At 38.5% G+C, this 12,649-nt stretch carries 25 protein-coding genes; all 25 read right to left on the reverse strand.

The genetic code is table 11. From position 1 onward, the window contains the following. Positions 1–311: 311 nt before the first annotated feature. Positions 312–698, reverse strand: a complete 387-nt coding sequence (rplQ, locus tag HMPREF9171_RS103340) for a 50S ribosomal protein L17 (protein ID WP_000331497.1) — start codon at positions 696–698, stop codon at positions 312–314. A gap of 14 nt (positions 699–712) precedes the next feature. After that, positions 713–1,651, reverse strand: coding sequence for a DNA-directed RNA polymerase subunit alpha (locus tag HMPREF9171_RS103335; RefSeq protein ID WP_000568977.1), 939 nt, complete (start codon positions 1,649–1,651; stop codon positions 713–715). Between the two features lie 49 nt (positions 1,652–1,700). Continuing rightward, positions 1,701–2,084, reverse strand: coding sequence for a 30S ribosomal protein S11 (gene rpsK / locus HMPREF9171_RS103330; protein ID WP_001118387.1), 384 nt, complete (start codon positions 2,082–2,084; stop codon positions 1,701–1,703). Between the two features lie 17 nt (positions 2,085–2,101). Beyond that, the gene (gene rpsM, locus HMPREF9171_RS103325; RefSeq protein WP_000090785.1) at positions 2,102–2,467 is read right to left on the reverse strand and encodes a 30S ribosomal protein S13; all 366 of its coding nucleotides are present in this window, start codon (positions 2,465–2,467) and stop codon (positions 2,102–2,104) included. Positions 2,468–2,484: 17 nt separating this feature from the next. Continuing rightward, positions 2,485–2,601: a 50S ribosomal protein L36 gene (gene rpmJ, locus HMPREF9171_RS1000000113715; RefSeq protein WP_000868345.1), complete on the reverse strand. Its 117-nt coding sequence runs from the start codon at positions 2,599–2,601 to the stop codon at positions 2,485–2,487. Between the two features lie 25 nt (positions 2,602–2,626). Further along, a complete protein-coding gene (infA, locus tag HMPREF9171_RS103320; RefSeq protein WP_001040189.1) occupies positions 2,627–2,845 on the reverse strand; it encodes a translation initiation factor IF-1 in 219 nt (72 codons plus the stop codon). A gap of 115 nt (positions 2,846–2,960) precedes the next feature. Beyond that, positions 2,961–3,599, reverse strand: a complete 639-nt coding sequence (locus tag HMPREF9171_RS103315; RefSeq protein ID WP_001050423.1) for an adenylate kinase — start codon at positions 3,597–3,599, stop codon at positions 2,961–2,963. A gap of 94 nt (positions 3,600–3,693) precedes the next feature. Then, positions 3,694–4,998, reverse strand: coding sequence for a preprotein translocase subunit SecY (secY, locus tag HMPREF9171_RS103310; RefSeq protein ID WP_000478891.1), 1,305 nt, complete (start codon positions 4,996–4,998; stop codon positions 3,694–3,696). Between the two features lie 20 nt (positions 4,999–5,018). After that, on the reverse strand, positions 5,019–5,459 hold the full coding sequence (rplO, locus tag HMPREF9171_RS103305) for a 50S ribosomal protein L15 (RefSeq protein ID WP_000766096.1): 441 nt from the start codon (positions 5,457–5,459) through the stop codon (positions 5,019–5,021). A 124-nt stretch (positions 5,460–5,583) separates the two neighbouring features. After that, positions 5,584–5,763 carry a 50S ribosomal protein L30 gene (gene rpmD / locus HMPREF9171_RS103300; RefSeq protein ID WP_000057245.1) on the reverse strand — a complete coding sequence of 60 codons (180 nt, stop codon included), beginning with the start codon at positions 5,761–5,763 and terminating at the stop codon, positions 5,584–5,586. A 14-nt stretch (positions 5,764–5,777) separates the two neighbouring features. Beyond that, the gene (rpsE, locus tag HMPREF9171_RS103295; protein WP_000874200.1) at positions 5,778–6,272 is read right to left on the reverse strand and encodes a 30S ribosomal protein S5; all 495 of its coding nucleotides are present in this window, start codon (positions 6,270–6,272) and stop codon (positions 5,778–5,780) included. Positions 6,273–6,290: 18 nt separating this feature from the next. After that, positions 6,291–6,647, reverse strand: coding sequence for a 50S ribosomal protein L18 (gene rplR, locus HMPREF9171_RS103290; protein ID WP_025193631.1), 357 nt, complete (start codon positions 6,645–6,647; stop codon positions 6,291–6,293). Between the two features lie 100 nt (positions 6,648–6,747). Continuing rightward, complete coding sequence (gene rplF / locus HMPREF9171_RS103285) at positions 6,748–7,284, reverse strand: 50S ribosomal protein L6 (RefSeq protein WP_000086620.1); 537 nt, start codon at positions 7,282–7,284, stop codon at positions 6,748–6,750. Positions 7,285–7,393: 109 nt separating this feature from the next. Further along, the gene (gene rpsH / locus HMPREF9171_RS103280) at positions 7,394–7,792 is read right to left on the reverse strand and encodes a 30S ribosomal protein S8 (RefSeq protein WP_000245500.1); all 399 of its coding nucleotides are present in this window, start codon (positions 7,790–7,792) and stop codon (positions 7,394–7,396) included. 154 nt (positions 7,793–7,946) lie between these two features. After that, entirely contained in the window at positions 7,947–8,132 is a 186-nt protein-coding gene (locus HMPREF9171_RS103275; RefSeq protein ID WP_001085698.1) for a type Z 30S ribosomal protein S14, read from the reverse strand. A gap of 17 nt (positions 8,133–8,149) precedes the next feature. Further along, positions 8,150–8,692, reverse strand: a complete 543-nt coding sequence (gene rplE / locus HMPREF9171_RS103270; protein WP_000013545.1) for a 50S ribosomal protein L5 — start codon at positions 8,690–8,692, stop codon at positions 8,150–8,152. A gap of 23 nt (positions 8,693–8,715) precedes the next feature. Continuing rightward, positions 8,716–9,021, reverse strand: coding sequence for a 50S ribosomal protein L24 (gene rplX / locus HMPREF9171_RS103265; protein ID WP_000497687.1), 306 nt, complete (start codon positions 9,019–9,021; stop codon positions 8,716–8,718). Between the two features lie 79 nt (positions 9,022–9,100). Further along, positions 9,101–9,469 (reverse strand): 50S ribosomal protein L14, encoded by a 369-nt coding sequence (rplN, locus tag HMPREF9171_RS103260; RefSeq protein ID WP_000615920.1) that lies wholly within the window; start codon positions 9,467–9,469, stop codon positions 9,101–9,103. Between the two features lie 24 nt (positions 9,470–9,493). Continuing rightward, positions 9,494–9,754: a 30S ribosomal protein S17 gene (gene rpsQ, locus HMPREF9171_RS103255; RefSeq protein WP_000440811.1), complete on the reverse strand. Its 261-nt coding sequence runs from the start codon at positions 9,752–9,754 to the stop codon at positions 9,494–9,496. Between the two features lie 25 nt (positions 9,755–9,779). After that, entirely contained in the window at positions 9,780–9,986 is a 207-nt protein-coding gene (gene rpmC / locus HMPREF9171_RS103250; protein WP_000775731.1) for a 50S ribosomal protein L29, read from the reverse strand. 9 nt (positions 9,987–9,995) lie between these two features. After that, positions 9,996–10,409 carry a 50S ribosomal protein L16 gene (gene rplP, locus HMPREF9171_RS103245; protein WP_000960950.1) on the reverse strand — a complete coding sequence of 138 codons (414 nt, stop codon included), beginning with the start codon at positions 10,407–10,409 and terminating at the stop codon, positions 9,996–9,998. Between the two features lie 3 nt (positions 10,410–10,412). Continuing rightward, a complete protein-coding gene (rpsC, locus tag HMPREF9171_RS103240) occupies positions 10,413–11,066 on the reverse strand; it encodes a 30S ribosomal protein S3 (protein WP_000529925.1) in 654 nt (217 codons plus the stop codon). Positions 11,067–11,078: 12 nt separating this feature from the next. Beyond that, positions 11,079–11,423: a 50S ribosomal protein L22 gene (gene rplV, locus HMPREF9171_RS103235; RefSeq protein ID WP_000818141.1), complete on the reverse strand. Its 345-nt coding sequence runs from the start codon at positions 11,421–11,423 to the stop codon at positions 11,079–11,081. Positions 11,424–11,438: 15 nt separating this feature from the next. After that, positions 11,439–11,717, reverse strand: coding sequence for a 30S ribosomal protein S19 (gene rpsS / locus HMPREF9171_RS103230; RefSeq protein ID WP_000533765.1), 279 nt, complete (start codon positions 11,715–11,717; stop codon positions 11,439–11,441). Between the two features lie 98 nt (positions 11,718–11,815). Then, positions 11,816–12,649, reverse strand: coding sequence for a 50S ribosomal protein L2 (gene rplB, locus HMPREF9171_RS103225; protein WP_000511737.1), 834 nt, complete (start codon positions 12,647–12,649; stop codon positions 11,816–11,818).

Here is a 12,649-nt window from a genome sequence, read left to right on the forward strand (position 1 = left end):
TATTTTATAAATTTAGTATAGATATAACTATGCCTCTATATTCAATTAAGAGAAATTATATAACCACTATTGAGAAATGTAATCTAGCGATTAAATTCTTTGCTCATCGTAAATATCCAATAAATATAATAATGCATAAAACGCCTGCTTACGAAATATAAACAAAATTGTTTGTATTTCGTAAACAAGCGTTACCTATTTAACAATATATGATGAGTGTTCCCGCTGAGAATAATTCTCAGCGGTAGACCAGAGCTAGACTAAGAATCAATTGATTCCATCATCATAACACTCAACAAAATTGATAAAAATTATACTAATTCAATAATTGCCATTGGGGCAGCATCGCCACGGCGTGGTTCTGTTTTAAGAATACGAGTGTATCCTCCGTTACGTTCAGCATAACGAGGTGCGATGTCGTCAAAAAGTTTTTGAAGAGCTGTTGTTGATGTATATTTATCAGAAGCTTCATCATAGTTTTCTGATGCAATTTCATTACGTACATAAGCAGCAGCTTGACGACGAGCATGTAAATCACCACGTTTACCTAGAGTAATCATTTTTTCAACTGTTTTACGGATTTCTTTAGCACGTGCTTCAGTAGTTACAATTGATTCGTTGATAAGAAGATCGGTTGTCAAATCACGAAGCATTGCCTTACGTTGTGAGCTAGTGCGTCCTAGTTTACGGTAAGCCATTATGTCCTCCTATTTTATTTATCGTTTTTTAATCCAAGACCTAGATCGGCAAGTTTGATTTTAACTTCTTCAAGACTCTTACGTCCTAAGTTTCGGACTTTCATCATTTCAGGCTCAGTTTTTTCTGTTAAATCAAATACTGTATTAATTCCAGCACGTTTTAAACAGTTATATGAGCGCACTGACAAATCAAGTTCCTCAATTGTGCGGTCAAGCACTTTCTCATCGTTCACTTTCTCTGTTTCCTTCATTACTTCAGTTGCTTTAGCAACCTCTGTTAAATCAGTAAACAAGTTTAAGTGTTCAATTAAGACGCGAGCTGAAAGACCAAGAGCATCCTCAGGAATGATTGTGCCATTTGTCATGATTTCAATAGTTAATTTATCAAAGCCATCGTTACTACCTACACGAGCAGGTTCAACTTGATAATTAACTTTTTTCACTGGTGTATAGATTGAATCTACAGCCAAGGTTCCCACTGGTGCATCATCTTTTTTATTTCCTTCTGCTGGAACATAACCTCGGTTTTTAGCAACTGTCATTGTTGCTTTCAAACTGTGACCTTCAGCAATTGTGAAAAGATAATGGTCAGGGTTTACAATTTCGATATCACTATCTGTTAAAATATCTCCGGCAGTAATTTCTGCAGGACCTTCAACGTCTAGTTCGATAATCTTTTCGTCTTCGACGTAAGATTTCACAGCAAGTCCTTTTACATTAAGGATGATTTGCATCACATCTTCACGTACACCTGGGATAGTATCAAATTCGTGTAATACTCCATCAATTTTGATTGATGTGACTGCTGCACCTGGAAGTGAAGACAGAAGCACACGACGAAGAGAGTTTCCTAGAGTTGTACCGTAGCCACGTTCTAGTGGTTCGATGACAAATCTGCCGTAATCTTTATTTTCATCAATTTTTGTTATTATTGGTTTTTCAAACTCAATCATTTAGTTACTCCCTCTTAAACGAAAAGTTGTGTACTATAAAATGCTATGATTATACACGACGACGTTTTGGAGGACGAGCACCATTATGTGGTACAGGAGTCACATCACGAATTGCAGTTACTTCAAGACCAGCTGCAGCAAGGGCACGGATAGCAGATTCACGACCTGAACCAGGACCTTTTACAGTAACTTCAACAGTTTTAAGACCGTGTTCTTGTGCAGATTTAGCAGCAGCTTCAGCAGCCATTTGAGCAGCAAATGGAGTAGATTTACGAGAACCTTTAAATCCAAGAGCACCAGCTGATGACCATGCAAGAGCGTTACCATGCACATCTGTAATCATAACAATAGTGTTATTGAATGTAGCGTGAATATGAGCAACACCAGATTCGATGTTCTTTTTCACACGACGTTTGCGTGTTGGTTTAGCCAATTGTTTTACCTCCTATTTTATTTTTTCTTACCTGCAATCGCAACAGCTTTACCTTTACGAGTGCGAGCGTTATTTTTAGTATTTTGTCCACGGACAGGAAGTCCACGACGGTGACGGATTCCACGGTATGAACCGATTTCCATCAAACGTTTAATATTCAAGTTTACCTCACGACGTAGGTCACCTTCAACTTTGATTGCATCAACTTCACGACGGATAGCGTCCTCTTGATCTGGTGTCAAATCTTTAACGCGGATATCTTCAGAAATACCTGCAGCTGCTAAGATTTTTTTAGATGTAGAAAGACCAATTCCGTATACATAAGTAAGTGAAATTACTACACGTTTGTCATTTGGAATATCAACTCCAGCAATACGAGCCATTTTATCTCCTTTCTATATTATCCTTGACGTTGTTTGTGTTTTGGATTTGTCGGACAAATTACCATAACACGACCGTTACGACGAATAACTTTACAGTATTCGCAAATTGGTTTAACCGATGGTCTTACCTTCATGTTTTAATCCCTCCAATTATTTCGACTATTTAAAGCGGTATGTGATGCGTCCACGTGTTAAATCGTATGGGCTCATTTCAACAGTAACACGATCACCTACCAAAATACGGATGTAGTTTTTACGGATTTTTCCTGATACAGTTGCCAAAATTTGGTGTCCATTTTCCAACTCAACAGTAAACATTGCATTAGGCATAGTTTCAACAACTTTACCTTCAATTTCAATCACATCTTCTTTTGCCACGCAAAAGTACCCCCTAAATTTCGATTTGATGTCCTCTATAAAGAGGTAACAATTATAAGTCAGACTAACTTAGTATATCATTACTAATCTACTTATGCAAGTAGATTAGCATAATTTATTTGAGTTCTAGCAACGCTTTTTCAACATCTGCAAAAACTTCTGTTATTTCTTGATTACCTTCAATATCTGTAACAAGACCAAGCTTACGATAGTGTTCAAGAATAGGTTCTCCTTGAGCAATATTAACGTCCAAGCGACGTTTGACAGTTTCAGGCTTATCATCTTCACGTTGATAGTAATCTTCTTCTTTATAATCTACTGGTGGGTTGAACACTTTGTGGAAAGTTTCACCAGTTTTACGATTGATAATACGACCACTCAAACGCTCTATAAGACTTGATGGATCCACTTTAATATTAATAACACCATCTAAGCGTAGTCCTAGTTCTTCAAGCGTAGCATCTAAGGCGTGTGCTTGTTCAATAGTACGTGGATATCCATCAAGTAAAAAACCTTTTTCTGCGATATCATCCTCAGCTAAGCGCTCTTTTACAATCCCGTTTGTTACTTCATCAGGAACCAATTCACCTTTATCAATATAACTTTTAGCTAAACGTCCCATTTCGGTTTGATTAGCCATTGCGGCGCGGAACATATCCCCTGTTGAGATGTGAGCAACACCAAATTCTTCAACAATCTTAGCTGCTTGAGTACCTTTACCAGCACCAGGCAAACCCATAATTAAAAGATTCATTATAGTCTCCTTATTTTGTTTTTAAATAAATCCAACACAGCATGTCGGACTTATTAAAAAACAAAATAGAAGGTTGACAGAGTCAACCTATATTCTATTCTGTTGTATTCATGAATCCAACATAGCGTCTCTTCAAAAGATAGCCCTCGAGTTGTTTCATACCTTCAATACCTGTTGCAATCAAAATGAGTAAGCTTGTCCCACCTAACGCAATACTTGATGACAAATGCAACGCTTGTTGAGCAATAATTGGTAACAAGGAAATAAATGCTAGAAATACTGAACCAATTGTTGCTAATTTTTTCAATAGCGATGACATATATTCTTCTGTTTCTCGTCCTGGTCGAATACTTGGAATGTAGGACGAATTTTTTTGAAGATTCTCTGCTGTCTTTTCAGGGTTTACTTGTACAAAAGTATAGAAGAAAGAGAACAGAATAATCAAGATAGCATAGATAATCATACCGACTGGGGTTTGATAATTAAGTAATTCTTGGAGTTTAGTAAGCCAAGGAATTTCTTTACCATTTTGAAAGAAAGGAATAATCGTACTTGGAATTGTTGTAATCGAGCTAGCAAAGATAACGGGAATAACACCAGCTGGATTTACTTTTAGAGGAAGATATGAACTTGTAGGAGCTCCTTGAACAAGTTTTGTATATTGGATTGGAATTTTGTATTCAGCTTGTTGAATAAATGTTGTAAAAAATACAATTGCTAATACTGCTACAATAAGAATCCCGACAAAGATGTAAGAATTTGTAATTGCTGAAGAGCGTACATTTACAAAGAAATCTTCGTAGATAGTTGTAATTGCACTTGGAATGGAAGAAATGATACCCGCAAAGATAATCATAGACACTCCATTTCCGAATCCCTTATCAGTAATTTGTTCACCTAGCCAAGTAACCACCATACTACCTGTTGTAAGGATTGCACCAATAAGCAAATATGTTTGTACATTCGGAGTTTTAACTAAAGCAACACTTGATAGAGTGTTAAAACCAGCAGTAATACCAATTGATTGTACGAATGCAAGGAACAAAGAAATATAACGTGTAGCTTGGTTAAGCTTACGACGACCTACCTCTCCTTGTTTTCCCCATTCAACAAACTTCGGAAGAATATCCATTTGAAGTAGCTGAACAACAATAGACGCAGTAATGTATGGGCTAACTCCCATAGAGAATACCGAAAAGTTTCTCATTGCATTACCACTAACTAAGTTAAGCATATTTAGAAATGGAAGTTCACCCATTTGTTCTAAACTCTTAACATTGATGCCCGGTACTGTGATATGCGTTCCGATACGAAATACAAGAAGGATAAAGATAGTAAATAAAATTTTATTTCTTACCATCTTTACTTTGAGTGCATCTCTAAGTAATTTTAAAAACATAATGAGTTACCTCTCATTAATTAGATGACTTCGATTGAACCACCTTTAGCAGTGATAGCTGCTTCAGCAGATTTAGAAAATTTAGCTGCTTTAACAGACAATTTCTTAGTTAATTCACCATTACCAAGAATTTTAACGCCTGATTTTTCAGCACGCACAATTCCAGCTTCTTTAAGAACAACTGGAGTTACTTCAGTACCATCTTCAAAGACATTTAATTGGTCAAGGTTCACAAGAGCATATTCTTTTGCATTGATGTTTGAGAACCCACGTTTTGGCATACGACGGAACAATGGAGTTTGTCCACCTTCAAAACCAAGGCGTACTCCACCACCACTACGCGATTTTTGTCCTTTTTGACCACGTCCGGAAGTTTTACCATTACCTGAAGATGTACCGCGACCCACACGATTGCGGACTTTACGTGATCCTTCTGCAGGTTTTAATTCATGAAGTTTCATTATTTTTTCTCCTTATTTGTAAAATGCTAACGCCTTTACGAGGGGAAAGGTACTCCCCGCAAAGACTCGCCTATACGATTTGTTTAAATCGCACCAATAACAATCAGTGCGATTTAGCATTTAATTAAGCTTCTTCAACAGTTACTAAGTGAGAGATAGCGTTAACCATACCACGGATGGCAGCATTATCTTCCTTAACAACTGAAGAATTTAATTTACCAAGTCCAAGGGCAACAACTGTTTTACGTTGTTCTGGTTTGCGACCGATTGGAGACTTAGTCAAAGTAATTTTAATTTGAGCCATTATAATCCCCTTTCTTATGCTAAGTCAGAAACAGAAATGCCACGTAAAGCAGCAACTTCTTCTGCACGTTTTAATTGTTTCAAGCCCTCAACAGTTGCGCGAACAATGTTGATTGGAGTGTTTGAACCAAGTGATTTAGATGTAATATCTGCAACACCTGCTAATTCGATGACGGCACGAACAGCACCACCAGCGGCAACCCCAGCACCCTCAACAGCTGGTTTCAACAATACTTTCGCTCCACCAAATTCTGAACGAACTTCGTGAGGAATTGTTGTACCGACCATAGGAACTTCAACCATGTTTTTCTTAGCAGCTTCAACAGCTTTGCGAATAGCTTCTGGTACTTCTTGAGCTTTACCTGTACCGAAACCAACACGACCATTACGGTCACCAACAACTACAAGAGCTGCAAAACGTAGACGACGTCCACCTTTAACAACTTTTGTAACGCGGTTAATCGCAACAACGCGCTCTTCAAGTTCTACTGCATTATCTTTAAATGCCATTATTAAGTGTCCTCCCTATTAGAATTTCAATCCGTTTTCACGAGCTGAGTCAGCCAAAGCTTTTACACGTCCGTGATAGAGATATCCACCGCGGTCAAACACCACTTCAGAAATACCTTTAGCTACTGCGCGTTCAGCAACAAGTTTACCGACAAGAACGGCTTGTTCTGTTTTTGTTCCGTTAGAAACTTCTTTATCAAGAGTTGATGCACTTGCGAGCGTTACACCCGCTACGTCATCAATTACTTGAGCGTAGATGCCTGTATTAGAACGGAAAATGTTCAAACGTGGGCGATCAGCAGTTCCAGAGAGTTTACCGCGAACGCGACGGTGGCGTTTTTGGCGGATTTTATTTTTATCTGGTTTCGAAATCACAATTTTCACCTCTTAAATATATTGTTATGTCAAAATGACAATATTAAAATGAAAGGATAGAGAATTTGCAGAAAAGATTCTACAAAATCTATCAATCCTATTATTTACCTGTTTTACCTTCTTTACGGCGTACGAATTCACCAACGTAACGAATACCTTTACCTTTATATGGTTCTGGTGAACGTAAGCTACGAACGTAAGCAGCAGTTTGTCCAACGCTTTCTTTGTTGATACCAATTACGTTGATTGTTGTTGGAGTTGGCACTTCAAAAGTAACACCTTCTGGAGCTTCAACTTCGTCTTGGTGAGACTTACCAACAGAAAGAACAAGTTTTGATCCTTGAAGTTGTGCACGGTAACCAACACCGCGCATTTCAAGAGCTTTTTTGAAACCTTCAGAAACACCAACAACCATGTTATTCAAGTTCGCACGAGTTGTACCATGAATTGTTTTCATTTCTTTTGAGTCGTTAGGACGAGTAACTGTTACTTCAGTCCCTTCAACAGTGATTCCAATATTTTTATTAAACTCACGAGTGAGTTCGCCTTTAGGTCCTTTTACAGTAACAACATTATCCTTGTTAATGATTTCAACACCTGCAGGCAATGTAATTACTTTATTACCAATACGTGACATGTTTATTTTCTCCTGTTAAATTGTCAAGCTGCTTGAGCAACTAGTTTTCACGGGGACTCATGAGACCACAGGATTATACTGTGAGTCAATGAGCATTTTAGGTAAAATTTTACCAAATATATGCAAGTACTTCTCCACCAATATTTTTTTGGCGAGCTTCTTTGTCAGTCAAAAGACCTTCAGAAGTTGATACAATTGCAATACCAAGTCCGTTAAGAACTTTAGGCATATCTTCATGTTTAGTATAAACACGAAGACCTGGTTTTGAAATACGTTTCAAGTTAGTGATAACACGTTCACCATTTTGTCCATATTTAAGGAACACACGGATGATGCCTTGTTTGTCATCTTCAATAACTTCAACGTTTTTTACAAAACCTTCACGTTTAAGGATATCAGCAATCCCTTTTTTAATGTTTGATGCAGGTACTTCTAACACTTCATGTTTTGCTTGGTTAGCATTACGAATACGAGTTAAAAAGTCTGCAATTGGGTCAGTCATAACCATTTTTTAATTCTCCTCTTATTAGCAGTTTGAATTTAATCACTTGCTAATTAATGAGTCCTTACGGACGTTGTAAGACTAGGTCTTAGTATATTTGCGTTTAAAAATCAGTGCCATTATCAATGACACCTTTTAAACACAAAGCATCATTAATTTATTACCAAGATGCTTTAGTTACGCCTGGTACTTGACCTTTATAAGCCAAGTCACGGAAGCAAACACGGCAAAGTTGGAATTTGCGGTAAACTGAGTGTGGACGTCCGCATTTTTCACAACGAGTGTAAGCTTGCGTAGAGAACTTCGCTGGGCGTTTGTTCTTAGCAATCATAGATTTTTTAGCCAATTTATTTACCTCCTAGATTACTTTGCAAAAGGCATTCCAAGGCCTTTTAGCAATTCACGTGACTCTTCATCAGTGTTAGCAGTAGTAACGATAACGATATCAAGACCACGTACTTTATCAACGTCATCAAAGTTGATTTCTGGGAAGATCAATTGTTCTTTAACTCCAAGAGTGTAGTTTCCACGTCCATCAAATGATTTCGTTGGAACACCATGGAAGTCACGTACACGTGGAAGTGAAACAGAAACTAATTTATCCAAGAATTCGTACATACGTTCACCACGGAGGGTAACTTTTGCACCGATCGCTACACCTTCACGAAGACGGAAGCCAGCGATTGATTTCTTAGCTTTAGTAATAAGTGGTTTTTGACCTGAAATAAGTGCTAACTCAGCAGCAGCTTTCTCAAGATTTTTAGCGTTTGATACAGCATCACCAACACCCATGTTAAGAACGATTTTCTCAACTTTTGGCACAGCCATAACAGATGAATAGTTAAATTTTTCTGTCAACGCAGGAACAACTTCATTAGTATATTTTTCTTTTAAGCGATTTGCCATTATGCTTCTCCTTTCCTTCGTGATTAATCAAGCACTTCGCCTGATTTTTTGTTGTAACGAACTTTTTTGCCGTCAACAACTTTGTAACCAACACGTCCTGCTACACCATTTTTATCAAGAACTTGAACGTTTGACACATGGATTGGAGCTTCTTTTTCAACGATAGCGCCTTGAGGGTTTTCGTTATTTGGTTTTTGATGTTTCTTGATGAGGGCTACGCCTTCAACAACAACTTTGTTTACTTTTGGAAGAGCTTTGAGAACTACAGCTTCAGTGCCTTTGTCCTTACCAGCAATAACGCGAACTTTGTCGCCTTTTTTTACAAACATTTGAGTTTTTCTCCTATTTTTCTTACGCCTCGAAAGGCACCCTAGGAAATCCTAGGGGACTACGTTTGTTAATCTGAGATTAAAGTACTTCTGGTGCCAATGAAACGATCTTCATGTAGCCACCTTCACGCAATTCACGTGCAACTGGGCCAAAGATACGAGTTCCGCGAGGAGTTTTATCGTCACGGATGATTACAGCAGCATTATCGTCAAATTTGATGTATGAACCGTCTGGGCGGCGTGCACCAGTTTTTGTACGAACGATAACAGCTTTAACCACATCACCTTTTTTAACTGCTCCACCAGGAGTAGCTTGTTTTACAGAAGCAACGATTACGTCACCGATGTTAGCGAATTTACGTCCTGAACCACCAAGTACTTTGATAGTCAAGATCTCACGAGCACCGCTATTATCAGCAACTTTCAAGCGAGTTTCTTGTTGAATCATTTCAATTTTCTCCTTTTAGTTTGATTAGATAATAACAGCTTTTTCCACTACTTCCACAAGACGGAAACGTTTTGTAGCTGAAAGTGGGCGAGTTTCCATGATACGAACGATATCGCCTTCTTTAGCAACGTTGTTTTCATCATGTGCTTTATATTTTTTAGAATAGTTGATACGTTTACCATAGACTGGGTGGTTACGTTTAGTTTCAACTACAACTGTGATTGTTTTGTCCATCTTGTCAGACACTACGCGTCCGTAAAGAGTTTTACGTTGATTACGTTCCATTTAGAATTTCTCCTTTCCCAATCTATTATTTCATTTCTGATTGCACAGTTTTAACACGTGCAATTTGTTTCTTAACTTCGTCAAGGCGAGCAGTCTTTTCAAGTTGACCTGCTGCAGCTTGGAAACGAAGATCAAACAATTCTTTTTTGAGTTCGTTTTCTTTCTTAGCAAGTTCTTCTTGAGACAATCCACGAAGCTCTTTAACAAAATCTTTAATTTCTTGAAGTTTCATGTCTTCTCCTTATTCTGCTTCACGTTTTACGAATTTGCATTTAACTGGTAATTTGTGGCTAGCAAGACGTAATGCTTCACGTGCAACTTCTTCAGAAACACCAGCAATTTCAAACATCACTTTACCACGTTTAACTGGTGCTACCCAACCTTCAGGTGCCCCTTTACCAGAACCCATACGTACACCGATAGCTTTTGCAGTGTATGATTTGTGTGGGAAGATTTTAATCCAAACTTTACCACCACGTTTCATGTAACGAGTCATCGCAATACGGGCAGCTTCGATTTGACGGTTTGTAATCCAGTGGCTAGTTGTAGCTTGAAGTCCGTATTCACCGAATGAAACTTCTTTACCACCTTTAGCCTCACCGCGCATTTTTCCACGGAATTCGCGACGGTGTTTAACACGTTTAGGTACTAACATTTGTTATTTGCCTCCTTTAGTGTTTTTACGAGCTGGAAGAACTTCTCCACGGTAAATCCAAACTTTAACGCCAAGTTTACCATAAGTTGTGTCAGCTTCTTCCCAAGCATAGTCGATATCAGCACGAAGCGTGTGAAGTGGAACAGTTCCTTCTGAATAACCTTCAGCACGAGCGATATCAGCACCGTTCAAACGACCAGAAACTTGAGTTTTAATACCTTTAGCTCCTGCACGCATTGTACGTTGGATTGCTTGTTTTTGAGCACGACGGAAAGCAACACGTTGCTCTAATTGACGAGCAATGTTTTCACCAACAAGGTGAGCATCTAAATCAGGTTGTTTGATTTCAATGATGTTGATGTGTACTTGTTTTCCAGTTAATTTGTTAAGTTGACCACGAAGAGCGTCAACGTTTGCTCCACCTTTACCGATAACTATACCTGGTTTAGCAGTGTGAAGTGAAACAATAACTTTGTTTACTGCACGTTCAATTTCAATAGTTGAAACTGATGCGTCAGCTAATTCTTTATTAATGAATTTACGGATTGCAAGATCTTCATGAAGGTAATCCGCGTATTCTTTTTCAGCATACCATTTCGCATCCCAGTCACGGATGATTCCGACACGCATACCAATTGGATGTACTTTTTGACCCACGATTTTACCTCCTTATTTTTCTGATACAACTACAGTTACGTGAGTTGTACGTTTGTTGATTGGTGAAGCTGAACCTTTCGCACGTGGACGGAAACGTTTCATTGTTGGTCCTTCGTTAGCGAATGTTTCAGATACTACCAAGTTTGCTTTTTCCAAACCAAAATTGTTTTCTGCATTTGCAATTGCTGAGTTAAGAGTTTTCTCAATAACACGAGCTGCTTTGTTTGGAGTGAATTTTAAGATTGCGATTGCGTCAGCAACATTCTTACCACGGATAAGATCAAGTACTAAACGTGTTTTACGAGGTGAAACACGCACTGTACGAGCCATTGCTTTAGCTGAAGTAATTTCTGCCATTGTGTCCTCCTCCTATTAACGACGTGTTTTCTTGTCGTCAGCTGCGTGACCTTTGTAAGTACGTGTTGGTGCAAATTCACCAAGTTTGTGACCTACCATGTCCTCTTGGATATAAACAGGAACATGTTTACGTCCATCATAAACTGCGATTGTGTATCCGATGAAACTTGGGAAAATCGTTGAACGACGTGACCAAGTTTTGATTACTTTTTTCTTTTCGTCATTTGCTTGAGCTTCAACTTTTTTCATTAAATGCTCGTCGACGAAAGGTCCTTTTTTAAGACTACGTCCCATTTTGTAGTTTTCTCCTTTAAATAATGTACCACAACGGCCTGTACACTATAGTGTACTACCGAGCTGGCGGATTTGTATAAGATTATGCTATTAACCTATTATTTTTGGTTACGACGACGAACAATAAGTTTGTCTGATTTAGCTTTCTTATTACGAGTTTTAAGTCCAAGCGCAGGTTTACCCCATGGAGTAGATGGTGCTTTACGACCAACTGGTGCTTTACCTTCACCACCACCGTGTGGGTGATCGTTAGGGTTCATTACAGAACCACGAACTGTAGGGCGAACACCTTTCCAACGATTACGTCCTGCTTTACCAATGTTAACAAGTGATTGTTGTTCATTACCAACAGTACCAATTGTTGCACGGCAAGTACCAAGGATCATACGTACTTCACCTGATTGAAGGCGAACAAGAACATATTTACCTTCTTGACCAAGTACTTGAGCAGAAGCACCAGCGGCACGAATCAATTCAGCACCTTTACCTGGTTGCAATTCAATATTATGGATAACTGTACCGACTGGAATGTTAGCAAGCGGAAGTGCGTTACCAACTTTGATGTCTGCTTCTGGACCAGAAATAATGCGTTGACCTACTTCAAGGCCTTTAGGCGCAAGGATGTAAGCTTTAACACCATCAGTATAGTGTACAAGAGCAATATTTGCAGTACGATTTGGATCGTATTCAATTGTTTTAACAACTGCTTCAACACCATCTTTATTACGTTTGAAGTCAATCAAACGGTAATGACGTTTGTGTCCACCACCTTGGTGACGAACAGTAATACGTCCGTTGTTGTTACGTCCTGCTTTATTCTTTAGTGAAACAAGCAATGATTTCTCAGGAGTGTTTGTAGTGATTTCTGCAAAATCCAAAGAAGTCATATTACGACGGCCATTTGTCGTTGGTTTATAAACTTTAATACCCAC

It is taken from the genome of Streptococcus agalactiae ATCC 13813, from assembly GCF_000186445.1.
In the GTDB taxonomy this organism is placed as follows: Bacteria; Bacillota; Bacilli; order Lactobacillales; family Streptococcaceae; genus Streptococcus; species Streptococcus agalactiae.